This window comes from Arthrobacter sp. JSM 101049 (assembly GCF_041679245.1).
Classification (GTDB): domain Bacteria; phylum Actinomycetota; class Actinomycetes; order Actinomycetales; family Micrococcaceae; genus Arthrobacter_H.
Genome location: NZ_JBGFFC010000003.1, coordinates 474394 through 498034, shown reverse-complemented (window position 1 = coordinate 498034; position 23641 = coordinate 474394). Strand labels below are relative to the sequence as shown.

At 67.7% G+C, this 23641-nt stretch carries 24 protein-coding genes; 16 read left to right on the top strand and 8 right to left on the bottom strand.

What is annotated here, in order from left to right; all coding sequences use genetic code 11:
* Nucleotides 1–507: a TRAP transporter small permease gene (locus tag AB8M85_RS11765; RefSeq protein WP_372699004.1), complete on the bottom strand. Its 507-nt coding sequence runs from the start codon at nucleotides 505–507 to the stop codon at nucleotides 1–3.
* The gene (locus AB8M85_RS11760; RefSeq protein ID WP_372699003.1) at nucleotides 504–1514 is read right to left on the bottom strand and encodes a TRAP transporter substrate-binding protein; all 1011 of its coding nucleotides are present in this window, start codon (nucleotides 1512–1514) and stop codon (nucleotides 504–506) included. The genes AB8M85_RS11765 and AB8M85_RS11760 overlap by 4 nt, the downstream gene beginning before the upstream one ends.
* Nucleotides 1515–1689: 175 nt before the next feature.
* Between AB8M85_RS11760 and AB8M85_RS11755 the strand changes: the two genes are divergently transcribed.
* Genes AB8M85_RS11755 through AB8M85_RS11735 form a run of 5 tightly spaced genes read left to right on the top strand, consistent with a single transcriptional unit; the run spans nucleotide 1690 to nucleotide 7436 of the window.
* Nucleotides 1690–2706 carry a LacI family DNA-binding transcriptional regulator gene (locus AB8M85_RS11755; RefSeq protein WP_372699002.1) on the top strand — a complete coding sequence of 339 codons (1017 nt, stop codon included), beginning with the start codon at nucleotides 1690–1692 and terminating at the stop codon, nucleotides 2704–2706.
* A 54-nt stretch (nucleotides 2707–2760) separates the two neighbouring features.
* Entirely contained in the window at nucleotides 2761–4170 is a 1410-nt protein-coding gene (gene uxaC, locus AB8M85_RS11750; protein ID WP_372699001.1) for a glucuronate isomerase, read from the top strand.
* Nucleotides 4167–5615, top strand: coding sequence for a mannitol dehydrogenase family protein (locus tag AB8M85_RS11745; protein ID WP_372699000.1), 1449 nt, complete (start codon nucleotides 4167–4169; stop codon nucleotides 5613–5615). Before uxaC ends, AB8M85_RS11745 begins: the two co-directional genes overlap by 4 nt.
* A gap of 46 nt (nucleotides 5616–5661) precedes the next feature.
* Nucleotides 5662–6891, top strand: a complete 1230-nt coding sequence (gene manD / locus AB8M85_RS11740; protein WP_372698999.1) for a D-mannonate dehydratase ManD — start codon at nucleotides 5662–5664, stop codon at nucleotides 6889–6891.
* Entirely contained in the window at nucleotides 6888–7436 is a 549-nt protein-coding gene (locus AB8M85_RS11735) for a gluconokinase (RefSeq protein WP_372698998.1), read from the top strand. The genes manD and AB8M85_RS11735 overlap by 4 nt, the downstream gene beginning before the upstream one ends.
* Here the strand turns inward: AB8M85_RS11735 and AB8M85_RS11730 are convergent.
* From AB8M85_RS11730 to AB8M85_RS11720, 3 genes are all read right to left on the bottom strand, one after another.
* Nucleotides 7433–8224: an HAD-IIA family hydrolase gene (locus tag AB8M85_RS11730; RefSeq protein ID WP_372698997.1), complete on the bottom strand. Its 792-nt coding sequence runs from the start codon at nucleotides 8222–8224 to the stop codon at nucleotides 7433–7435. The two genes, AB8M85_RS11735 and AB8M85_RS11730, sit on opposite strands and share 4 nt — an antisense overlap.
* A gap of 93 nt (nucleotides 8225–8317) precedes the next feature.
* Nucleotides 8318–9364: a magnesium and cobalt transport protein CorA gene (locus tag AB8M85_RS11725; RefSeq protein ID WP_372698996.1), complete on the bottom strand. Its 1047-nt coding sequence runs from the start codon at nucleotides 9362–9364 to the stop codon at nucleotides 8318–8320.
* Between the two features lie 67 nt (nucleotides 9365–9431).
* The gene (locus AB8M85_RS11720; protein ID WP_372698995.1) at nucleotides 9432–10613 is read right to left on the bottom strand and encodes a TerC family protein; all 1182 of its coding nucleotides are present in this window, start codon (nucleotides 10611–10613) and stop codon (nucleotides 9432–9434) included.
* 229 nt (nucleotides 10614–10842) lie between these two features.
* On the opposite strand from AB8M85_RS11720, the gene AB8M85_RS11715 reads away from it, so the two are divergent.
* Nucleotides 10843–11505 carry a TrmH family RNA methyltransferase gene (locus AB8M85_RS11715; RefSeq protein WP_372698994.1) on the top strand — a complete coding sequence of 221 codons (663 nt, stop codon included), beginning with the start codon at nucleotides 10843–10845 and terminating at the stop codon, nucleotides 11503–11505.
* A 26-nt stretch (nucleotides 11506–11531) separates the two neighbouring features.
* On the opposite strand, the gene AB8M85_RS11710 is transcribed toward AB8M85_RS11715, so the two are convergent.
* Nucleotides 11532–13559, bottom strand: a complete 2028-nt coding sequence (locus tag AB8M85_RS11710) for a PhoX family phosphatase (protein WP_372699089.1) — start codon at nucleotides 13557–13559, stop codon at nucleotides 11532–11534.
* A gap of 427 nt (nucleotides 13560–13986) precedes the next feature.
* On the opposite strand from AB8M85_RS11710, the gene fbaA reads away from it, so the two are divergent.
* The 9 genes from fbaA to AB8M85_RS11665 all read left to right on the top strand — a co-directional run bounded on the left by fbaA (nucleotide 13987) and on the right by AB8M85_RS11665 (nucleotide 20376).
* The gene (gene fbaA, locus AB8M85_RS11705) at nucleotides 13987–15009 is read left to right on the top strand and encodes a class II fructose-bisphosphate aldolase (RefSeq protein WP_372698993.1); all 1023 of its coding nucleotides are present in this window, start codon (nucleotides 13987–13989) and stop codon (nucleotides 15007–15009) included.
* 2 nt (nucleotides 15010–15011) lie between these two features.
* The gene (locus AB8M85_RS11700; RefSeq protein WP_372698992.1) at nucleotides 15012–15437 is read left to right on the top strand and encodes a DUF3151 domain-containing protein; all 426 of its coding nucleotides are present in this window, start codon (nucleotides 15012–15014) and stop codon (nucleotides 15435–15437) included.
* Between the two features lie 137 nt (nucleotides 15438–15574).
* Nucleotides 15575–15925 (top strand): DUF6507 family protein, encoded by a 351-nt coding sequence (locus AB8M85_RS11695; RefSeq protein WP_372698991.1) that lies wholly within the window; start codon nucleotides 15575–15577, stop codon nucleotides 15923–15925.
* Complete coding sequence (locus AB8M85_RS11690; RefSeq protein WP_372698990.1) at nucleotides 15922–16053, top strand: hypothetical protein; 132 nt, start codon at nucleotides 15922–15924, stop codon at nucleotides 16051–16053. The genes AB8M85_RS11695 and AB8M85_RS11690 overlap by 4 nt, the downstream gene beginning before the upstream one ends.
* Before the next feature lie 51 nt (nucleotides 16054–16104).
* On the top strand, nucleotides 16105–17310 hold the full coding sequence (locus tag AB8M85_RS11685) for a hypothetical protein (protein ID WP_372698989.1): 1206 nt from the start codon (nucleotides 16105–16107) through the stop codon (nucleotides 17308–17310).
* 25 nt (nucleotides 17311–17335) lie between these two features.
* On the top strand, nucleotides 17336–17755 hold the full coding sequence (locus AB8M85_RS11680) for a hypothetical protein (protein WP_372698988.1): 420 nt from the start codon (nucleotides 17336–17338) through the stop codon (nucleotides 17753–17755).
* Nucleotides 17756–17868: 113 nt separating this feature from the next.
* On the top strand, nucleotides 17869–19164 hold the full coding sequence (locus tag AB8M85_RS11675; protein WP_372698987.1) for a hypothetical protein: 1296 nt from the start codon (nucleotides 17869–17871) through the stop codon (nucleotides 19162–19164).
* A gap of 63 nt (nucleotides 19165–19227) precedes the next feature.
* Nucleotides 19228–19854, top strand: a complete 627-nt coding sequence (locus AB8M85_RS11670; RefSeq protein WP_372698986.1) for a thymidine kinase — start codon at nucleotides 19228–19230, stop codon at nucleotides 19852–19854.
* A 75-nt stretch (nucleotides 19855–19929) separates the two neighbouring features.
* Complete coding sequence (locus AB8M85_RS11665) at nucleotides 19930–20376, top strand: SRPBCC family protein (protein ID WP_372698985.1); 447 nt, start codon at nucleotides 19930–19932, stop codon at nucleotides 20374–20376.
* Between the two features lie 27 nt (nucleotides 20377–20403).
* On the opposite strand, the gene AB8M85_RS11660 is transcribed toward AB8M85_RS11665, so the two are convergent.
* Both AB8M85_RS11660 and AB8M85_RS11655 read right to left on the bottom strand, forming a co-directional pair.
* The gene (locus AB8M85_RS11660; protein WP_372698984.1) at nucleotides 20404–21288 is read right to left on the bottom strand and encodes a hypothetical protein; all 885 of its coding nucleotides are present in this window, start codon (nucleotides 21286–21288) and stop codon (nucleotides 20404–20406) included.
* A gap of 120 nt (nucleotides 21289–21408) precedes the next feature.
* On the bottom strand, nucleotides 21409–22032 hold the full coding sequence (locus AB8M85_RS11655; protein WP_372698983.1) for a TetR/AcrR family transcriptional regulator: 624 nt from the start codon (nucleotides 22030–22032) through the stop codon (nucleotides 21409–21411).
* 273 nt (nucleotides 22033–22305) lie between these two features.
* Here AB8M85_RS11655 and AB8M85_RS11650 point away from each other — a divergent pair, with 273 nt between their 5' ends.
* A complete protein-coding gene (locus tag AB8M85_RS11650) occupies nucleotides 22306–23601 on the top strand; it encodes an adenylosuccinate synthase (protein ID WP_372698982.1) in 1296 nt (431 codons plus the stop codon).
* Nucleotides 23602–23641: the final 40 nt, after the last annotated feature.

Below are 23641 nucleotides of genomic sequence, written 5' to 3'. Positions count from 1 at the left end.
TCAGACCGCCTCCCTGATTTCCTCGTCGGCACCGGGCAGGCCGCGTCCGCGGAACGCCTCGGAAATGTGGAACAGCGCGTAGAAGGCCATGATCACGCCCGAGATCGGCAGCGCCAGGTACATGGTGCCGATGTTGACCGGCAGCCCCGACACCTTCTGCGTCCAGGTCAGGTCGACGCCACGGATGCCGCCCCACACGAGGATGAGGACGGCGAAGGCGAGGATGACGACGTTCACGGCGATCTCCATGCCGCGGGTTCCGTTGATCCGGACCAGACGGGTCAGGAAGTCGACGGCGATGTGCTCCTTCTGGGTAAACACCCACGCCGAGCCGAACAGGGCGAGCCAGACGAAGAGGTACTGGGCCACGGACGTCGTCCACGTGGCGGGGGACTGGACGACCTGGCGGCTGAAGACCTGCCAGACGACCACGAGCACGAGCGCGGCGAAAAGGATGATGCAGAGCCAACGCAGGGCGACGTCGAGCGCGTTCTTGACGGGGGTCACTGGTTGGCCTCCTGGATGGCTTCGTACAATTCATGGTCGGCCGGGCTCTTGAGGTATTTCTTGACCACCGGCGCCAGCGCCTTCGTGAAGGCCGCCTCGTCGACGTCGTTGAACTTCGTCCCGGTCGCCTTGGCCTCATCGATGGCCTGGGCCGTCTCCTGCTTCCACAGCTGCGTGTGCATCTTCATCGTCTCGTCCCACTCCGCGTCGAAGATCTTCCGGTCCTCGGGCGTCATGGAGTTGTAGGTTTCGGAATTGATGAGCATGTAGTCCAGGCCCACCAGATGACGGGTCCGGGCCACGTACTTGGCCACCTCGTTGTGGTGCTGGGTCATGTAGGAGATCTCGTTGTTCTCGGCTCCGTCCAGCACGCCCGACTGCAGGGCCGTGTAGACCTCGCCGTAGGACATCGGCGTCGCCGAGCCGCCCATGGCGTTGATCATGTCGATGTGCACATCCGATTCCTGGACGCGGATCTTCAGGCCGTGCAGGTCCGCCGGCTCCTTGATGGGGCCGGTGACCGTGTAGAGGTTGCGGTCGCCCTGCGTGAGCCCGCCGAGGACGGTCAGGTGCTTCGAGTCCTCCAGCGACGTGAACAGCTCGCCCACGATCGACGGGTCCCGAATGACCTTCATCTGGTGGTCGATGCTCTTGAAAGTGGTCGGCAGGTTCAGCACGCCGAAGTGTGGGCTGAGGTTTTCCAACTGGGTGCCGGAGGCGACGGCCATGTCGACGGAGCCGTCGCTGACGAGCTGGATGACCTCCTGCTGCGCACCCAGCGTCTCGTTCGGGTACACCTTGACGTCCCAGCGGCCATCGGTTGCCGCCTTGAGGCGCTCGCCGAAATCCGCCAGCGCGATGTAGGAGGGGTGGTCTTCGGACTGGTTGAGCGAGAGCACCAGCGTCTTGCCGGTCTCCGCCTTTCCGGAGACCCCGGACGTGCAGGCGCTCAGGGGCAGAATCAGTGCCAGCCCGATGGCGCACAGGCGCAGGAAGCGCACTTTCATTCGGATCACTACTTTCTGGGCGGCGGGCTTCACTGCCCACCCCGCGCTGGCCGCACGGCGTCCGGCCCCATTGTCGGTACCTATGCATGATGTCCGCCACACCGGTCTGATGGCGACTAGTTGCCATCAGTTGCCGCGGGTTTCCCGAACGGGGGCCATGCAGCAAGATGGTTCCATGCCCACCACTCCGGACGCCCCCAAGCCGGCGACGATCTACGATGTCGCCCGGCAGGCAGGAGTGTCGGCCTCGACTGTCTCCCGGGCCTTTGCCCGCCCCGGTCGCGTCAGTTTCGCCACGGCGGAAAGGATCCGTGCAGTTGCCGCAGAGCTGGGATACCGGTCGGTGGACGTGCGCCGTCCGATGGCGGAAGGACGCCAGCGGCACGGGACCATCGCACTGGTCATCGCCGACATCTCCAACCCCGTCTTCTTCGACATGATCCGCGGGGCCGAGGAGGAAGCCGCCAAGAACGGATACACCATGCTCCTGGCGCACACCCGGGAATCCGGCGTCGTGGAACGCGAGGCCATCGAACGGGTGATGGGCATCGTCGACGGCATCGTGCTCAGCAGCTCGCGGATGTCCGATGCGGCCATCCGGGCGATGGCCAAGCAGAAGCCGACGCTGGTGATGAACCGCGGCGTCAGCGGCGTGGCGAGCGTGGTCACGGACAACGAGCGGGGGATGCGCCGCGCCGTCGAGCACCTGGGGGAACTGGGGCACCGCGACCTGGCCTACCTTGCCGGACCGGAAGCGTCCTGGGCGCACGGCATGCGCTGGCGCAGCCTGAAGGAGGGAGCGCACGAGCTCGGCCTGCGGGCGAACCTCTTCGAGTGCCCGGCACCGACCCGCGAAGGAGGGGCAGCCGTCGCGGAACGCGTCCTGGACAGCGGCGCGACGGCGGTCCTGGGGTACAACGACCAGCTGGCGGTGGGCTTCATGCGCCGGGCCCAGGCCAGCGGCTACGACGTGCCCGGGGACGTGAGCGTGATGGGGTTCGACAATTCCGCGGTGGCCGAGCTCGCCCCTCCAGGGCTGACCAGCGTGGCGGCCCCGCTGCATGCCCTCGGGGCAGCGGCCGTGCGCAACCTGCTGGTGCTCTCGCAGGGCGGCGTCCAGGTCCCGACGCGGCCGGTGGTCCTGCCGACGCGGCTGGTCGTGCGCGCCTCGACCGGGCGGCCCCGCGGGTGATGCAACCCATGGCAACTTGTTGCCATCGGCGTGCCCGGATTCCACGATGGTGCCATGCCTTCCTCCATCGCCAACCATCCCGACCGGTTGTTGCCGGCAGATCCCGGCGTGCGCGAGGTCGCACGCCGGCTCCACAGTGCCGTGGAGTCGCTGCCCATCATCTCGCCACACGGACATGTGGACGCCGCCGTCATCGCCGACGACGTGCCCTTCCCCGACCCGACCGCCATGCTGATCAGCCCCGACCACTACGTCACGCGGCTGATGCACGCCGCCGGAGTCCCGCTGGAGGACCTGCGCGTAGGTGGTTCCACCGGCGCCTCGGCCCGCGAGGCCTGGCGCACGTTCTGCCGCCACTGGCCGCTCTTCGACGGCACCGCCTCCGGCTACTGGCTGCGCCAGGAATTCGTGGACGTCTTCGGCATCGACGACCTCGAGATCCGCGAGGAGACCGCCGACGCCGTCTACGACGCCCTGCAGCAGAAGATCGGCGAACCCGGTTTCCGGCCCCGGGCGCTCATGGACCAGTTCGGCATCGAGGTCCTGGCCACCACGGACGACCCGCTGGCGGACCTGGCCGCCCACGACGCGCTGGCCGCCGACGCCTCGTTCGCCCCACGCGTGATCCCGACCTTCAGGCCGGACGCCTACACCAAGTTCTGGGTCGACGGCTTCGCCGACAACGCCGACCGGCTGATCCAGGCCGCCGGCAGCGGCGCCTCCGGTTACGACGGCTACCTCGCGGCGATGGCCAGCCGCCGCCGCTACTTTGCCGAGCACGGCGCGGTCTCCTCCGACCACGGGACCCATACCGCCGACACGCTCAAGCTCGGCCACGACGAGGCCGCCACCCTCTTCGCCAAGGGCCTGGCCGGCACGTCGACCTTCGCCGAGGGCCTGGCCTTCGAGGCGCACATGATGTACCAGCAGGCCGCCATGGCGCTGGACGACGGGCTGGTCATGACCATGCACGCCGGCGTCCACCGCAACACGCACCCCGGTACCCTGGCCCGTTTCGGGGCCGACACCGGCCACGACATCCCCTTCGGCGTGGACTTCTCCACCGGCCTGCAGCCGCTGCTGGCAGACTTCGGCACCGCGGAGGGCTTCCACTTCATCCCCTTCACCATCGACGAGACGGTCTTCTCCCGCGAGATCGCCCCGCTGGCCGGCTTCTACCCGGCGGTGTTCATCGGCGCCCCGTGGTGGTTCCTCGACGCCCCGGATGCCATGTTGCGCTTCCGCTCCGCCGTCACGGAGACCTCCGGCTTCTCCCGGTCCTCCGGCTTCATCGATGACACCCGCGCGTTCTGCTCCATCCCCGCCCGGCACGACGCCTCCCGCCGCACCGAAGCAGCCTTCCTGGCCCGGCTGGTCGTCGAGCACCGGATCACCGAGGAGCGCGCCGCCGAGGTCATCGTGGACCTGGTCGACGGCTCCCCGCGACGGGCCTTCAAGCTGTGAGCGCCGCGCAGACGGCACCGCGTCCGCTGAACGCCACCACGTACGACGCCGGGGCCCGCCCCCAGGTGCGCATCGTCCACCTGGGTCTCGGCGCCTTCCACCGGGCCCACCAGGCCTGGTACACCGAGCGCGCCGGCGACGGCTGGGGCATCGCCGCCTTCACGGGGCGCAGCCCCGAGGCCGCCCGGCAACTTGCCGGGCAAGACGGGCTGTACACGCTCGTCGAACGGGCCGCGGACGGCGACCGCCACGCGGTCATCGCCGCGGAGGTCCAGGCCCACGACGGCGCCGACCTCCAGGCCCTGTCCACCTTGCTGGCCCACCCGGACATCGCCGTCGTCACCCTCACGGTCACCGAGGCCGGCTACCGACTGGCCCCCGCCGCGGACGGGCAGCCGGCCCGGCTGGATGCCGAGGACGAGCTCGTCGCCACCGACATCGCCGCGCTGCGCGCCCACTATGAGGGCTCGAACTTCACGCTCGGCACCGGCGGCCTGGACGGCCGCGTGGTGCGGACCACCGCCGGGCGCCTGCTGGTGGGCCTGGCAGCCCGCCGTGCGGCCGACGGCTGGCCGATCGCCGTCGTCTCCTGCGACAACCTGCCCGGCAACGGGGCCGCAGCCCGTGCCTCGGTCCTCGGGCTGGCGGAACGGGTCGACCCGCTGCTGGCGGTGTGGATCGAGGAAAACGTCTCCTTCGTGGACAGCTCGATCGACCGGATCACCCCACGCACCACGGACGCCGACCGCGCCTCCGTGGCCGCGGCCACCGGGTATGACGACGCCGCACCTGTGGTCACCGAACCCTTCTCCTCCTGGGTGCTCGCCGGGGACTTCCCCGCAGGACGCCCGGCCTGGGAGGCGGCCGGCGCCGTGTTCGTCGAGGACCTCGAACCCTACGAGCGGCGCAAGCTGTGGCTGCTCAACGGTGCCCACACGCTCATGGCCTACGCCGGGACCCTGCGCGGGCACGGCACCGTCTCCGAGGCCCTGGCCGACGAGCGCATCTCGGGGTGGGTCGAGGAGTTCTGGGACGCCGCGGCCCGCCACCTGCAGGACGCGCAGCTGGACATCCCCGGCTACCGTGCGGCGCTGCGGGAGCGGTTCGCCAACCCGCGGATCGCCCACCACCTGGCCCAGATCGGCCAGGACGGCTCGCTGAAGCTGGGCGCCCGCGCCGTGCCGGTCTACCGGGCCGAGCGGAACGCCGGACGCGACGGCACCGCGGCCCTGCGCCTGCTGGCCGCCTGGATGGACCGCATCGGCATCCAGCTCGCCGCCGGCGAGGACGTCCACGATCCCGCCGGCGAGCGCATCGCCGCGGCTGCATCCGGCACCGGAACCGCCCAGACGCAGGCCCTGCTGGCCATCGTCGACCCCACCCTGGCCGCCGAGGACCAGGCGGTCTCCGCCGTCCACGCCCTCCGCGGCACCTTCACCGACTGACCACCCGCCGGCGCACCGCCGCGCCATCCCGAAAGGACACCCACCCATGAAGATCACCAAGGCCGACGTGTTCGTGACGAGCCCGTCACGCAACTTCGTCACCCTGCGCGTCGAAACCGACGAGGGCTTCGTCGGGATCGGCGACGCCACGGTCAACGGCCGCGAGCTCGCCGTCGCCAGCTACCTCAAGGACCACGTCGCCCAGCTGCTCATCGGCAAGGACCCGCACCGCATCGAGGACACCTGGCAGTTCCTCTACCGCTCCTCCTACTGGCGCCGCGGCCCGATCACCATGGCCGCCATCGCCGCCGTCGACATGGCCCTGTGGGACATCAAGGGCAAGGTCGCGAACCTGCCGGTCTACCAGCTGCTCGGCGGGGCCTCGCGCCGCGGCCTGCGCGCCTACGGCCACGCCTCGGGCACCGACATCCCGCAGCTGTTCGACTCCATCCGCGAGCACCTGGAGCTCGGCTACAAGTCCATCCGCGTGCAGACCGCCATCCCCGGCATCAAGGCCGTCTACGGCGTCGCCGCCCAGGCCCAGTCCTCGGGCGAACGCTACGACTACGAGCCCGCCGGCCGCGGCGCGTTCCCGCAGGAGGAGGACTGGGACACCCGGGCCTACCTGCGCCACCTGCCCACCGTCTTCGAAGCCGTGCGCAACGAATTTGGCCCCGAGATCCCGCTGCTGCACGATGGCCACCACCGCATGACCCCGATGCAGGCCGCCAAGCTGGGCAAGTCGCTGGAACCCTACGACCTGTTCTGGCTCGAGGACTGCACCCCGGCCGAGAACCAGGAGGGCCTGCGGATCGTCCGCCAGCACACCACCACCCCGCTGGCGATCGGCGAGATCTTCAACACCGTGTGGGACTTCCAGGCCATCATCAAGGAACAGCTGATCGACTACGTGCGTGCCGCCTCCACCCACTTCGGCGGGATCTCCCCCCTGAAGAAGGTCATGGACTACGCCGCCCAGTACCAGATCAAGTCGGGCTTCCACGGCCCCACCGACATCTCCCCGATCGGCTTCGCCGCCCAGCTGCATGTCGGCCTGGCCATCCACAACTACGGCATCCAGGAGTACATGCAGCACTCCGACGCCACCAACGAGGTCTTCCACCAGACGATGACCTTCACCGACGGCTACCTGCACCCGGGCGAGGCGCCGGGAATCGGCGTCGAGTTCGACGTCCAGGCCGCCGCCAAGTTCCCCTACCAGCAGGCCTATCTGCCCTACAATCGGCTCATTGACGGAACGGTCCACGACTGGTGAGCGAGGCGATGGTGGGACCCGAGGAACAAAGCACGACGGCGATGCCCGGGGACCGCGTGGTCGTCATGGGGGTCTCGGGCAGTGGCAAGACCACGGTCGGCGAATTGCTGGCCATCGAGCTCGACGGGGCCTTCGTCGACGGGGACGCCCTGCACCCCGAATCGAACATCGAGAAGATGAGCGCAGGGATCCCGCTGGACGACGACGACCGCGAACCGTGGCTGCGCGAGATCGGCGCCGAACTCGGTGCTGCCGCCGCCGCGGGCCGGACCCTGGTCATCGGCTGCTCCGCGCTCAAGCGCTCCTACCGTGACCTGATCCGTGCAGCGGCACCGGACACGCGGTTCGTGCACCTGCACGGCACGGTCGAGCTGCTGGGCGAGCGCATGCAGGTGCGGCCGGGCCACTTCATGCCGGCCAGCCTGCTGGATTCCCAGCTGGCCACCCTCGAGGACCTCGGCGTCGACGAGTCCGGGAAGGTCTTCGACATCGCCGAGACCCCGGCCGACCTGGCCGCTGCCGCGGCACGGTGGCTGCGCGGCTAGAGCTGTTCCAGCAGCTCGGCCACCGAGGGATAGGTCGCGTCGGGGCGGAAGGGGTAGCGCTCGATGTCGCCGGGCTGCGTGATTCCGGTGTGCACCAGCACCGTGTGCAGGCCTGCCTCCATGCCCGCGATGATGTCGGTGTCCATCCGGTCCCCGATCATCGCCGTCGTCTCCGAGTGCGCCTCGATGCGGTTCATGGCCGAGCGGAACATCATCGGGTTCGGCTTGCCCACCACGTAGGGGCTGCGGTTCGTCGCCGTGGTGATCAGCGCCGCCACGGCCCCGGTGGCCGGCAATGGCCCCTCGGCCGAGGGCCCGGTGGCGTCGGGGTTCGTGGCGATGAAGCGGGCCCCGCTGGTGATCAGGCGGATGGCCTTGGTGATCGCCTCGAAGGAGTAGGTCCGGGTCTCGCCGAGGACCACGAAATGCGGGTCCTGGTCGGTGAGGATGAATCCGGCGTCGTGCAGGGCAGTGGTCAGTCCGGCCTCGCCGATGACGAATGCGCGTCCGCCGGGTTCCTGGTGCCTGAGGAATTCGGCGGTCGCCATGGCCGAGGTCCAGAGGTTCTCCTCGGGGACCACCAGCCCCGAGGCGTTCAGGCGCGCGCAGAGGTCGCGCGGGGTGTAGATCGAGTTGTTCGTCAGGACCAGGAACCGCTTGGAGGTGTCCACCCAGCGTTCGATCAGCTCGGCGGCCCCGGGGATGGCCTGGTTCTCGTGCACCAGCACGCCATCCATGTCCGTGAGCCAGCATTCGATGTCCGCGGGGGTGCGTCCGTCTTCGTTCATGGTCATCCTCTTCTGCGTCCTCTTCTGCGTCGAGCGGCCTGTGGTCCTGGCTTCACGCTATCCCGGCGCGGCCCGCCCTGTCCCGATCCCGGCTCACAGCCATTTGTTGTGCCTGAAGACCGCATACAACCCGACGCTGAGCCCGAGCATGAGCACCAATGCCGCCGGATACCCCCAGGCGAACGCCAGCTCGGGCATGTTCTCGAAGTTCATGCCGTAGATGCTGCCGATCAGGCTCGGCGCGAAGAGGATGGCGGCCCAGGAGGAGATCTTCTTCATCTGTTCGTTCTGCGCGACCCCGGCCTCGGCCGCCTGCTGGGAGACGAGCGTCGAACTCAGCGACAGCGCGTTGGCCAGCAGCGAGCGGAACGAGGCGATGCGCTCGGACACGCGGATGGCGTGGTCCTGGACGTCGACCATCCGGTGGTCCAGCTCGACCGGGCCCTCGTGGTCGGGATCGTACCGCTGGGCCTGTTCGATGCCCTCGACCGGCTGCCCGCCGTTGAGGTCGCGGCGCAGCACCGTCAGGATGCGCTCCAGCGGAAGCGTCGCCCGCTGCAGTTCGATGACCTCGCGGGAGAGCTCGTAGATGCGCCGCGAGACATCGGGGTTGCCGGAGAAGAGCTCGTCGTCGATCTCGTCGATGTCGGTAGCGAGTCCGTCGACCACCGGCTCGTATTCGTCGACGACCTGGTCGACCACCGCATACAGCACGGCGCGCGGCCCCAAGGCCAGAAGGTCAGGTTCCTCCTGCTCCATGCGGTGGCGGACCCTGGACAGGTCAGGGGATTCGGCGTGCCGCACGGTGACGACGAAGTCGTCGCCGATGTAGACGTGGAGCTCGCCGAACTCGACCTTCTCCACATCGTCCAGGTAGCGGGCCGGACGCAGCACCAGCAGCGAATGGTCCCCGTAGTGGTCCAGCTTGGCCCGCTGGTGGCCCTTCAGGGTGTCCTCCACAGCCAGGGCGTGCAGCCCCAGCTCGTCCGCGACGGCCTGCAGTTCCGCCTGGCCGGGCCGGTAGAGCCCCAGCCAGGCCATGCCTGAATGCTCGCGCATCTGCTGCAACGTGTGCCCCAGCTCCGCCGGGTTCTGCACGCGCTGTCCGTTGACGTAGATGCCGTTATCGACAATGGCCATGACCCCACCTCCAGCGCACTAGTCTGCCATTGCCGGCGCGGACCGCGGGCGTCCCGGCCCCCGGGTGTCAGCGGGTCGCTGGCCCGAGTTCGTCGTGGCGCTCGTGGACCGCGGCGACCTGGGCGCGGATCTGGTCCACGTCCTTGGCCTTGTCCCGGTACTTCTGCTCCATGGCCTCGATGCCGCGTTCCTCCTCGACGAGCAGCCGGTAGATCCGCTCGCGCTCCGCGGGGTCCTCCGTATAGCCCAGGTCCAGGTAGTTTTCGGCGTGCCGGCGGGCGTTGTTGATCGCGGTCTGCGCCTTGCCCGTGCGCGAGACCAGGGAGGCGATGACGGTGACGATGATCACCGCCAGCGAGAACCCGGTGCTGATCTCGATGACGTTGACGTGTTCACCGTCGTTGATGAACGGCAGGTTGTTCTCGTGCAGGGCGTGCAGGAACAGCTTGACGCCGATGAACGCCAGGATCCCGGCGAGTCCGACCGAGAGGTAGATCAGCCGGTCCAGCAGCCCGTCGAGCAGGAAGTACAGCTGGCGCAGCCCCATCAGCGAGAACGCGGTGGCGGTGAAGACGATGTACACGTTCTGGGTCAGCCCGTAGATTGCCGGGATCGAATCCAGGGCGAACAGGATGTCCGTGCCGCCGATCGCGACCATGACCAGCAGCATGGGCGTCAGGGCCTTCTTGCCGTTGACCACCGTGAAGAGCTTGTCGCCGTCGTAGTCGTCCGAGGTGTGCATGAAGCGCTTGGCGAGGCGGATGATGAAGTTGTTCGCCTGGTCCTCCTCGTGCCCGCCGGGCTTGAGCAGGTTCCCCGCGGTGAGCAGCAGGATCAACCCGAAGATGTAGAAGATCCACGACCAGGCGTTGATCAGCGCGGCGCCGGCGAAGATGAAGCCCGTGCGGGCGATGAGAGCGAAGACGATGCCGAACAGCAGCACCTTCTGCTGGTCCTCGCGCGGGACCTTGAAGCTGGCGATAATCACCAGGAACACGAAGAGGTTGTCCACCGACAGGGCCTTCTCCGTGATGTAGCCGGCGAAGTACTCCCCGCCCATGGTCCCGCCGCCGAACACCAGCACCAGGATGCCGAAGACGACGGCGATGCTGACATAGATGGAGGACCAGATCGCGGCTTCCTTCAGCTGCGGCACGTGGGCCTTGCGGATGTGGAAGAAGTAGTCGAAGGCGAGCAGGCCGAGGATGACGACGATGGTCGCCAGCCAGATCCAGAGGGGAACGGTCACGGGATGTCCTTTGCGGGTTGGCAACAGGTCCGCGAGTCTCTCCGCCGGCGCCCTGAGGCGCCGTCCGCCGCGGCCGGCGGGGTTGCGGAACCCTGCGTATTGACGGCCTTGGCGCGGGGGGATACTCCCTCACGTTCTGTCCCATCCTACCTAACGTTCCTACCCATCGGCACGACCCAACGTCCTACCCAAAGGCACGACGACGGCGCGAGCGGACTACGCTGGCACGGTGAACGAACCAGCATCCCGGCCCGAAGCCGCAGTTCCGGAACCCGCAGTCCCCGAGGTCGGCCTCGGCCCGTGGGAGGGCGAATGGCCCGAGGGCGACCGCTGGGACCCGGTGCTCCTTCGCGACGGAGACCGCCGCAACGTCGCCGACCAGTACCGCTACTGGCTGCACGAGGCTATCGTGGCCGACCTGGATACTCGCCGCCACGACTTCCACATCGCCATCGAGAACTGGCAGCACGACATGAACATCGGAACCGTCGTGCGCACCGCCAACGCGTTCCTGGCCAAGGAGGTCCACATCATCGGACGACGGCGGTGGAACCGCCGCGGGGCGATGGTCACCGACCGCTACCAGCATGTGCGCCACCACCCGACGGTCGCGGAGTTCGTGGCCTGGGCGCAGGGGGAGGGGCTGGAGGTCATCGGGATCGACATCTTCCCGGACTCCGAGCAGCTGGAGACCTATGACCTGCCGCGCAACTGCGTGCTGGTCTTCGGGCAGGAGGGCCCCGGGCTGAGCGACGAGGTGCACGCGGCGGCGAAGACCACGTTGAGCATCGAGCAGTTCGGCTCCACCCGCTCCATCAACGCCGCCTCCGCCGCTGCCATTGCCATGCACGCCTGGATCCGCCGGCACGTTTTCTCCCAGCCCGTGGGCTGATACGGCACGACGCCGGTGGAGGTGTCCTACGTCGTGGAGTAGACCTGCACGATCGCCGGGCGCGGGGCGCGGACTTCGCCCGCTGCCGGACGGGCCTCGGAGGGCACGTAGTCCGGGAAGTAGGAGCGGATCTCCGTGGCGGAGCCCTCCTCGCCCGGGTGCTGGACGGCGACGTAGACCATCGACTCGTCGTCGTGGATGACCGGGCCACAGGTCTCGGCGTCGCGGGGAACCGAGAGGAACTGCTCGACCTTGCCGCGGTTCCTGCCATCGACGGTGACCTTGAACAGCCCGTCGTTGTAGCCGATGCCATCCGGGGCGCCGTCGGTGGAGATCCACAGGTTGCCCTGGGAGTCGAAGGCGACGTTGTCCGGGCAGGAGATCGGGGAGACCTGGTCGGCGGGGAATCCGCTGAAGTAGGTCGCGTCGCCCTGGGCCGAGTCGCCGCAGAGCATCAGCAGGTCCCAGTTGAACCGCGTCGAGGTGTGGTCGCCGCGGCGTTCGGTGATCTCCACGATGTGCCCGTCGCGGTTTTCGGTGCGCGGGTTGGCCTCGTCGGCCTTCGCGTTGGACCCGACGCCGCGGTTGGAGTTGTTGGTGCAGGCCACGTAGATCTTGCCGGACTTCAGGCTCGGCTCCACGTCCTCGCAGCGGTCCATCTTGGTCGCACCGACCTCGTCGGCGGCCAGGCGGGTGAAGACGAGCACCTGCTCGACGCTCATGCCCTTCACGCGGCTCCTGCCGTCCTGGACCAGGGGGATCCACCGTCCGGAGCCGTCGAACGTGCCGTCGGAGGGGACGTCGCCCGAGCCGTCGATCTCGTCCTCGGACGTGCCGGCGAAACGGGCCACATACAGGTCGCCCTCGGTCAGCAGCGTCATGTTGTGGCGGCGGTCGTGCTTGCGGTACGTGCGCTTGGAAACGAACTTGTAGAGGTAGTCGAACCGCTCATCGTCGCCCATGTAGGCCACCACGTGCCCGTTGTTGGCGACGATGACGTTGGCGCCCTCGTGCTTGAACCGTCCCAGGCTGGTGTGCTTGACCGGCGTCGACTTCGGGTCCTCCGGGTCGATCTCCACGATGTAGCCGAAACGGTGCGGCTCGTTGGCGAAGCCGGCGCCGCGGGCGTCGAAGCGCGGATCCTCGCGCTCCCAGCCCATCCCCGTCGCCTTGTCCTCCAGCCCGTAGCGCTTGTCCTCGGTGGACGTGCCCGCCGTGCGGAAGAAGCCGTTGAAGTTCTCCTCGCCCGAGAGGATGGTGCCCCACGGGGTGGTGCCGCCGGAGCAGTTGCCCAGCGTGCCCTCGACGAAGCGGCCGCGGCGGTCCCGCTTGGTCTTCAGCAGGTCGGAACCGGCGGCCGGACCGGTCAGCTCGAACTCGGTGTCCAGGGTGATCCTGCGGTTCTTGTGGGCCCCGCGGACGTAGTCCCAGGGCTGGCCGCGGTCCTTGCGCTTGAGCTCGACGACGCTCAAACCGACCGCCGCGCGGAAGATGTTGCGCCGCCGTCGTTCCTCGGCGGCGTTGGCCGGGGCTGCGGGGAACATGATCTCCGGGTTCACGTACTCGTGGTTGCACACGAGGACTGCCTTCTTGCCGTTCTGGTGGCGGATGATGTCGGTGTAGTCGTTGTTGTAGCCGAACTGCAGGGCCTGGGCCTTGGGTGTCTGGCGGTCGAAGTCGAACTCCGGGGACTGGTTGAACAGCGGGTCGCCCCAGCGCAGCAGCGGGGCCCATTCAAAGCCCTCGGGGACGTCGAAGATGTCGGCTTCCTTGTCGACGGGCTTGATCGCCTCGAAGGCCAGCTGGCCCGGGCGGCGCCGCTTGGCGGGAACCCCGGCCGCGGCTGCCGTTTCGGTGCCTCCGACGGCGACGACAGCGGCACTCAGCACGCCGGCGGCGCCGACGCCGAGCGCGGAGCGGCGGGAGAACTCGGCAGAGGCGATGTCGCGGAAGTAGCTGTTGGACGAGGTGTTGCAGACCGCCTTGGAGCAGGCGTTGTCGCACTTGAGGGCGCAGGTGACCGGGCTGCGCTTGCCGCGCGTGTGTCCGAGCATGGGCAGGAATGTCTTGGTATTGGTTGTCACGGTGGTCCTTCCAGTGGCGGGCGGGGTCGGAACCACCGTGTCAGGGCCGGCTGAATCGCCGGGGCAGTGGAGTTGAACGGTCCGTGAACTCATGGAGTGCGGCCCACGGGGCGCTGGGCAAGGACGCATTTCTGGACACGAGGGACCTCGCGCACTCCGGCGAGACGTTGGAAACCGCCGTGGCCGACGGACAGTCCAAGGCGGCGACTGGGGACCAGAAGATCGGGAACGGCCGCAAGCCCGTTCTTCCTGGAACAACGGTTCGCGGGAAAGAGACGGCTCTCCAGCTGCTGGCGGATCTACGCGCGTCATCTGCGGGTGTGGCGGTGATCGCATATCGGTAGGATGGGCCCTAGCCAACGATGTCTACTCCCTGCCCAACTCATAAGGAGTCAGCATGCCTCTTGCAACCCCCGAGAAGTACAACGCCATGATCGACGCGGCGAAGGCGGACGGCTACGCCTTCCCCGCAGTGAACGTGACGTCCTCGCAGACGCTGAACGCCGCCATCCGTGGCTTCGCCGAAGCCGAGTCCGACGGCATCATCCAGGTCTCGACCGGCGGCGCCGCCTACTGGTCGGGATCGTCGGTCAAGGACATGGTGGTCGGCTCACTGGGCTTCGCCGCGTTCGCGAAGGAAGTGGCCAAGAGCTACGGCGTGAACATCGCGCTGCACACCGACCACTGCCCGGCGGACAAGCTCGACGGCTTCGTGCTGCCGCTGCTGGCCGCCTCCGAGGCGGAGGTGAAGGCGGGCCGCGACCCGATCTTCAACTCCCACATGTGGGACGGATCGGCCGAGACCCTCGAGGAGAACCTGCGCATCGCCGCCGAGCTGCTGCCGCGCTCCGCAGCCGCCAAGCAGATCCTCGAGGTGGAGATCGGGACCGTCGGCGGTGAAGAGGACGGCGTCGAGAACGCCATCAACGAAAAGCTCTACACCACCGTCGGCGACGCGATGGCCACCATCGAGGCCCTGGGATCCGGGGAGAAGGGCCGCTACATCACGGCCCTGACGTTCGGCAACGTGCACGGGGTCTACAAGCCCGGCGGCGTGAAGCTGCGCCCGGAGATCCTCAAGGACATCCAGGCGGAGGTCGGTGCCAAGCTCGGCAAGGACAAGCCCTTCGACCTGGTCTTCCACGGTGGCTCCGGATCCTCGGAGCAGGAGATCTCCGACGCAGTCTCCTACGGCGTGATCAAGATGAACATCGACACCGATACCCAGTACGCGTTCACCCGTCCGGTCGCAGGGCACATGCTCTCCAACTACGACGGCGTGCTCAAGATCGATGGCGAGGTCGGGAACAAGAAGACCTACGACCCCCGGGTCTGGGGCGCCGCCGCAGAGACCAGCATGGCCGCACGCGTCGTCGAGGCCGCCCAGCGCCTGGGTTCGGCCGGAAAGACGCTGAAGTAGCCATGAGCGACGAACTCGGACGCAACCTGCTCGGCATCCCCGAAACCCTGCTCTCGCCCGACGAGGAGGTGGATACGCGCCTGGCAGCCGGTGACGAGCCGGTCGACGTGGTGGCGCAATTCCCCGCTTCCTCGCTCGCATGGTCGATGCTCGCCGACGAGGCCTACGACGACGGTCGAACCGTCGAGTCCTACGCCTACGCGCGCGTCGGCTACCACCGCGGCCTCGACGCGCTGCGCCACGCCGGCTGGCGCGGCCAGGGCCCGGTCCCGTACTCGCACGAACCCAACCGCGGCTTCCTGCGCTCGCTGTACGCACTCCAGCGGGCCGCCGCCGCCATCGGCGAGGAAAGCGAGGTCGACCGCATCGGCAAGTTCCTCAACGACTCCGATCCGACCGCAGCCGCGCAGATCGCGAACAGGTCGTAGGGCCGGCACCAACGGCTGGTCACCACCCGAGGGGGTCGCGATGGGGAGTTCTCCCCATCGCGGCCCTTTCTTTGGTTCCGTAAGGTGATTGAAGAAATACTTCAGTGCCCGTACCAACCAATAGGGGGAACAGCCGCATGGCGCTTGACGGTTGGAAGATCAACGTTGGTACGGCCACGTCGATCGTCGGCAATGCGCAGGACGACGTCGACATGCTCGAAGGCAAGGAAGTCGCATTGACGACGTCATTCACCGAAGCCGCCACTGCGTGCGACCACATCGAGATCGGCGGGGCCCTCGATGGCCTGCTCAGTGGATTCCTAGGCCCGCTGCTGGCGGCCGGCCGCAATGCCGGGAACTCCATTTGCGGGAACACCCTGGCGACGATCAACGCCTACAACTCCGCTGACGGAATCATGGCAGGGGACGCGGAAAAGGCCATCTACTCCGTCCCGACGCCGCCCAGCGCGAAACAGGATGCCCGATGAGCGTGGACCTGTCGAGCCTGCCCGACAAGCTGCCCAACACGGCGAACATCGACACCGAGGCCTCTGCCGTCCGCAAGATCGGGACGCAAAGCAAGGACATCCGGGACGACGTCCAGAGCGACTGGTAAGGATTGGATGCGGTCTTCGAATCCCCACACCAAGACAAGGTGTTCTCGGCGGTGACCACCGTGATGTCCCCCTACGTCGATGCCGTCGGCACGGTCACCGACGACACCGCGACGGCGCTGGAGGATTTTTCTTCTGCCATCTCCAACCTCAAGGGCCGTTATGACGCGGTCAAGGAGCAGGCGTCCCAGCACAATGCCCTGGAGGGTGAGGACCGACCGGACGACTATTGGACCACCAACGGCGAGATCCAGCGCGAGATCAATGCCGTGAGCCGGTTGTACGACGACGCCGTGGAGACCTGTGCCGACAAGATCTCCAAGCTCAACCCGCTCGTTGCTGACCTCACCAAGCCTGCTGGAACGGTCAACGGACTCTCCGGTCATACCAAGAACGCGCTGGCATCCCTCGGTCTGGCAGGGTCGTCCCTTGAATTCAGGGACCGCAAAATCTTCTTCACCTACAACTCCGAGGCCAACCTCTTCAAGGAGAAGAGCAATCCGGGCAGGTTCTCCATCCAGGAAAGGACGCTGAAAAGGCTCGGGGTTCCGAATTCCTACATCGAGCGCCTGGCGGACAGTCAGAAGGCCACAGACCCCGAGAGGGTCTCCAAGAACGCCGGCAAGGAGATGCTGCACCGGCTCGATTCGAAGTCCCCCTTGGGGGCGTTGGCCGCGAAGTATCCCTGGCTCAAGAACACCAAATACAGCGTGCACGGCCGGAAAGTCGAGCTCAAGACGCAACTGACCCGGGGTGGCGGTACGCCTGGCCGGCATGCTGCCCCGGGGCCTGCCAGGTTGCCGAAGGCCCTCGACAAGGTCAACAAATTCGCCAACGGTCCAGCCGGGAAGGTGCTGAGCGTTGTCGGCGCCGGAGCAACCTTCACCGGAACCTACACCGAAGGCTACAACGACAGCCTCATTCGCAATCCGGATATGACCCCGGCTCAGCACCAGGCCGAGGCCGCCAAGGACGCGGCTGTGGTCACCGCCTCCGAACAAGTCGGTTCCATGGTGGGCACTGCGGTCGGCCGGGGTGCCGGAGCGGCACTGGGACAAGCCGTTATCCCGATTCCGGGCGTGGGGGCAGCCATCGGCGGGTTCGTTGGAGGAATGGCCGGCGGATGGCTGGGCGGTATTGTGGGTGGTGCCGTCGGTTCCACCATCAACGACATCCGGCACGGCGATATTGGCTCGGTCGGCGAGGCTGTCGGGGGCACGCTGAAAGACATCGGCAGTTCACTTAATCCGTTTGACTAGTGCAGGATACGGAGGAAGCCACTCCATGGAGGATCTGCTCCTATTGGCACTGATTATCGGCCTGCCAGCGGTGGCGCTCCTGATCGCCTTCGGGTGCGCATGGACCGGACGATGGCGCACCTGGGCGGAGAAGGGGCCCGGACCGTTCATCTTCACGAAGCGAAACTACGCCCCGATGCACTTGGGGGTCGCGGGACTGGCCCTGCTCTGCATTATCCCCGCGGTTTTGGCCAGCTTGGACCGTTGGGAGCACGCCGAAGCCCTGTGGACCGTGCTGATTGTGGTTTTTGCCCCCATCGGCATCGGCATGCGCTGGTGGTGGCCCAGCGTCGCGACCCCCCGATGGCACAAGGACTGGGTGCGTCGCGGCGGGACCGACGAAACACCCCTCTGGGGGCCCGGAGAATCGGAGCCGATGGGCACGGAGGGAATGGGAAGGAAATGACGAATATGGATACTGCCAACCGGCACGAGGGATTCCACCGAATCCTGTCCTTTGATCTGCCGACCCCTTGGACAGCACAGAAACTACGTCCCGAAGTCGAGCTTTTCGGCAGCATGCCTCCCATAGAAGGGGAATTCACCCCCAACGTCGTCGTGACCGTCAACCCCTTTTCCGGGTCCCTGCGGGACTTCTGCCAGCGGGCGGTCTCGGGGATCGTGGCATCGCTGGTGGAGGGGCGGATCGTGGACGTCGACGACTGGACCTATCGATTCGAACAGCCAGGACAAGACGGCCGGACGCCCGTCGACGGACGAGGACTTCCCCCGGCCCGCCACGCCGGTCGGGTCGTCGAATACACCCACCGGGCCCCAGTTGGACGGACCGTCAGCGGAGTGGACTACCTGGTCCTCATCGAGGGATGGGCAATCCAGATCAGCACCACCACCTCGATCCAGACCCGGCAGCTCTTCGAGGACGACTTCGTCGCCATTGCCCGATCGGTAACTGCATTGCACGCCGCCGAGATCCCGGAATCGTCATCGGAAACCGCCACGGACGCCGCTCCCGCGAACGGCGGCATGCTCGACGCCGTGGCCACGCGGGCCCGCAAAGCCGAATCGGAGGACTACTCGTTCTACCAGGCAGCCGGATCCTGGATCGGCGAAGGAACCTGGATGTCAGGAGCGGCGATTGCCCGGATGGGCGAACTGGAGGATTCCGTCCTGGGACGTCTGGCGACGGGTGGCGACGCCGTGCTGGACGAGTTGCGTGAGCTCGGCGTCCTGGAAGGGGGACGCCTTAGTGAGATCGGCGATGTGATGGCGACAGCCTTGAACAACGCACCGGCCCGGCTGCGGCTCACCGGACGGTTCCTCGACGCCGAGACCACCCTGCAGGCCTTTGCGATCGGGGACCTGGCCTTGGTCGCCGCCGAGCAGGGCTACGGGCCGCGTGTGCTCAACCAGCCGTGGAACGCCGACGACCCGAAGCTGTTCAACGTGCAGCTGATCCCGCTCAGCGAGCTCTCCTCTCGCGCATCACGGTGGGCGGGTGCTGGTCCCGCCTGGAACCTCCACGTGGCACCCTTCCTGTTGGAGCCGGGCCAGCTGGACGAGCGCTTCGCCGGGGAGGCGCCTCTGCCTGGAGGCGCGGATGAGGTCATGGATCAGGTCTGGAACCAGCCCTGGTTCGTCTGGCAGATCGAAGCCGAAGACGAAGTCACGGAGATCGAGCAAATGACCTACGTCAACGCTGGTGTCCGCGGCAACTACCGCATAGGGCTGATGGAGGATCCGGGGACCGGTGCCGATAAGCCGGCAATGTGGGCCACGGATAGCTCGTTCATCCTGCGTCAGCTCGAGGACGTGCTGCAGGCGGTGGTCTTCGGCCGCGAGGTCCAGCTGCGGTGACCGGGCTGTGGCCGCGACGAACCGCATAGAATCGATGCGCACCCCGCAACGAAAAGGAACGCATTGGCCAAGCTCTACTTCCGCTACGGCGCCATGAACTCCGGTAAGTCCACCGGACTGCTGCAAGCCGCCTTCAACTACGAGGAACGCGGACAGCGCGTGCTGTTGGCCAAGCCGGACGTCGACACGAAGGGCGATGACCAGATCATCTCGCGCCTGGGGATGAGCCGGGCGGTCGACTTCCTGATTCCGGCCGGGGCATCGGTGGCCGCGTTGTTCGCCGCACACGCGGCGGGGGACGACCCCGACGCTCTGCTGGAACATGTGGACCAGCAACCCGTCGCCTGCCTCCTGGTCGACGAGGCCCAGTTCCTCTCCGCCGACCAGGTCGATGACCTGTTCCGCATTGCCGTCCAGCAGAACGTCCCCGTCCTTGCCTACGGCATCCGCACCGATTTCCGGACCCGGATGTTCCCCGGAGCCCACCGGCTGATGGAACTGGCCCACACCCTCGAGGAACTCAAGACCATCTGCCGGTGCGGCCGCAAGGCCATCTTCAATACGCGCAGGATCGGCGACGAGGTGGTGTTCGACGGCGACCAGGTGGCCATTGACGGCCAGGACGTCTGGTACGAATCGCTCTGCGGATCCTGCTACCTGGAGGCCTCCGGGGGCCGGCTCGGCAACTGAGGCGCAGGCGCGCCAAACCTGCGCTCACGCAACCGTCGTCTTCACGTGGGCAGCGTAGCGGCGGAAGATGGTTGCATGGGCACCGATGAGACCTTTGGTGAAGGCACCGCCTGCACGGCCAGCGAATTGATCCGCCTGCCGCGGCCGCGCGTGTGGTTCCTGCTGACCGACTTCACCGCCGCGCCGCTGTGGCTGCCCGGGGTGACCGAGATGCATGCCGACGGTCCATTGGCGACCGGGGTCGAGGTGGACGTGCATGTCGGGAACCACGTGCGCACGCATACGGTGTCGAGCTTCATCCCGGAGCACGAACTCTGCATTTCGACAGGTGATGGAGACGTGCACACCACCTATGCGTACCGCCTGGCGGACAGCGGCGACGATACGCGGCTGGAGCTCGCCATCGACGTCGTCGTGTCCGCGGCGCTGGCAGCCGAGGCGGAGGGGATCCGTGCGTCGGTGGCTGCGGACGAGGCCGGCCACTTGGCCCGGTTCCGCGCCTACGCCGAACTGGCGCCCTGACCGGGCCGCCAGGTGTCCGAACACCGGCTATTGGCCGAGGACATCCCGGAAATTGGCCTCGTAGAGGTCATCGAGCGTCGGGGCCCAGTTGACTTCTGTGTCGTGCAGGTGGGTCGCCGCAGCCATTGCGAAATCAGGCTCGGCGAGCTGGTCCGGATCCGGGATGCCATCCTTCTCCTCGGCACCGGCACTGACCAGGAAGCCGCTGCCGATGGCGCCATTCTCGGAACAGGACCAGGCGCCGCGGACGGTGGCGCGGATGGCACCGCCGGGCCCCTTGAACACCGCCACGTCCCCCACGTCCGTGGAGATGCCGTTGGCGTCCTGGTCCCGGTCGGGTGCGCACATGTCGCTGCCGAGCAGGCCGGCCTCGTCCATCGTCTTGCTGCTGTCGTTGGCCAGGTAGAACCGCTTGACCTGCACGGTGGGCGCGGTTCCGGGGTCGCCGGCCGCGGAAAAGGTGCATCCGGCCTCGTGCCTCAGCCCACCGAGGCCGACCGAGGCCACTTCGGGCAGGTAGGTGGCGACGGCGTCAAGCATGGTCTGGTCCAGCAGGGTGTCCAGGCATGCCGTGGATTTCGGGTCGGTGTCATCGACGGCCTGCCGTGCCTGTTTCATCCAGGCTTCGTTGGCCGCACCCGGGACGATGGGCCCCTCCGCGGTGTCGGACGACGCCGGGGACGAGGACGCCGCGGCCGCGGAGGAGGCACTTGCCGTGCCGTTCGTGGGGGAGACCGAAGCCGAACCACCGGTGGCGCCCGCTGGGCTGGCTTCGTCTCCGGTGCTGCATGCCGTCAGGCAGAGCGTTCCGAGGGTGGCCACTGCCACCAGCCGGGCCACCGCGGCAGTACGGGAAGGTGCCGCAGAGCCCGTCGGGGACGCGGCGGAGGCGGTCTGGAACGAGCGGGGCATGGAAGGTCCTTCGGGGCTCGAGGCGGCACGCAGGCCGCGCACGGAATTCGGTCGTGCTGCCCGGCCACCGGGTTCGGGGCGGCTGGGAGGCACCGGGAGGCCCCGGCACCTCCCTCGAACCTACGGAGCCGCGTCCGGGTCCACAATCTCCCCCGCCGAATCGTGATGGTTTTGTCGGGGCAGCGCGCCGTCGAGGATCGCTCCCAGGCCCCACGCAAATGCGTCGGCGCCCAGTGGCGGGCCGCCCGGGATGGCCGGGTCGCCGGCAGCCATCGACTCCAGGCGGGCCCGTTCCTGTTCGGCGGCCACGGACCCCAGGATGTGGTTCAGGACCAGATGCTGGGCCCACGCGGAGTGGCCGGCCCCGACCCCCGCGGATTCGAGCAGGTCGCGCAACCGGGTCAGCGGGGCCAGGGCCGCCGGCTGCATGGATTGGGCGAGCTGGATGACCTCGGCGCTGTCGGGCACCGGGACCAGGGCAGTCCGGATGGCAGTGGCCAGGTCGACGACGGCGGCGCGTGCCGTCGTCGTGTCCTGTTCCGCAGGGGACCCGGTGGGGATGCCTCCCAGCAGCTGGGCGGCGACATCCACCAGAAGTTCCTGCTTGTTCTTCACATGCCAGTACAGGGCGCCGACCTGGACCTCCAGTTCGCGCGCCAACCGGCGCATCGACAGGTCCGCGAGCCCGAAGTCGCGCAGGACCGACACGGCCGTCGTCACCACGTGTTCCCGAGTCAGCGCCATGGGCCCCAGTCTAGGCGAGCGGAGGGGCCGGGCACCGCTGCCACCAGCAACCAGCCGGGACCGGCCGACACCGGAGCCGGCCAATCGTCCGTTCTGTGGAAAAAGTCGCAAGTTCCCGTGCACTTGGGTAAACTCGATGCGTAAGAGCCCCTTTCACTCTTACGCTTCCGCCCGATTCCGGGGCGGGGTACGGAGGACTGGGGCGTTCTTGTGTCCGGCACCGCCGGAACCCGGCGCAAGCCGGCCGCTGACCCACGCAAGGGGGAGGATCCCATGCCAGCAATCGTGATCGTCGGAGCCCAATGGGGCGACGAGGGAAAGGGCAAGGCCACCGATCTGCTCGGTGGCCGTGTCGACTACGTGGTCAAGCCCAACGGCGGCAACAACGCCGGGCACACCGTCGTCGTCGGCGGTGAGAAGTACGAGCTGAAGCTCCTTCCCGCCGGCATCCTGTCCCCGAACGCGACGCCCATCATCGGCAACGGCTGTGTGGTGAACCTGGAGGCCCTGTTCGAGGAGATCGACGGCCTGGAAGCCCGCGGCGCCGACACCTCCAAGCTGCGCATCTCCGCCAACGCCCACCTGGTCGCCCCCTACCACCAGACCATGGACAAGGTCACCGAACGCTTCCTGGGCAAGCGGGCGATCGGCACCACCGGCCGCGGCATCGGCCCCGCCTACATGGACAAGGTCGGACGCCTGGGCATCCGCGTGCAGGACGTTTTCGACGAATCCATCCTGCGCCAGAAGGTCGAGGGCGCCCTGCGGCAGAAGAACGAGCTGCTGGTCAAGATCTACAACCGCCGCTCCGTCGAGGTCGAGGAGATCGTCGAGTACTTCCTGGGCTTCGTCGACCGCCTGCGTCCGCTGGTCATCGACTCCACGTACGTCTTGAACGAGGCGCTGGACGCCGGCAAGGTGGTGCTCATGGAAGGCGGCCAGGCCACCTTCCTGGACGTCGACCACGGCACCTACCCGTTCGTCACCTCATCCAACCCGACCGCCGGCGGCGCGTCCGTCGGCTCGGGCATCGGCCCCACCCGCATCACCCGCACGGTGGGCATCATCAAGGCCTACACCACCCGCGTCGGCGCCGGCCCGTTCCCCACCGAGCTCTTCGACGACATGGGCGTCTACCTGCAGAAGACCGGTGGCGAGTTCGGCGTGAACACCGGCCGGCCGCGCCGGTGCGGCTGGTACGACGCCGTGCTGGCACGCCACGCCTCGCGCGTGAACGGCTTCACCGACTACTTCGTGACCAAGCTCGACGTGCTGACCAACATCGAGCGCATCCCGGTGTGCGTGGCCTACGACGTCGACGGGGTCCGCTACGACGAGATGCCGATGACGCAGACCGACTTCCACCACGCCCAGCCGATCTTCGAGTACTTCGACGGGTGGACCGAGGACATCTCCGGCGCGCGCACGATGGAGGACCTGCCGGAGAACGCCCGGAACTACATCCTGTCGCTGGAGAAGATCTCCGGGACCCGGATCTCCGCCATCGGCGTCGGTCCGGACCGCGACCAGACGATCGTGCGACACGACCTCATCGAGGGCGGGGCGTAGCAGCCTCCCGACCATGATGGCCGATGCCGTCGGAGCCCAC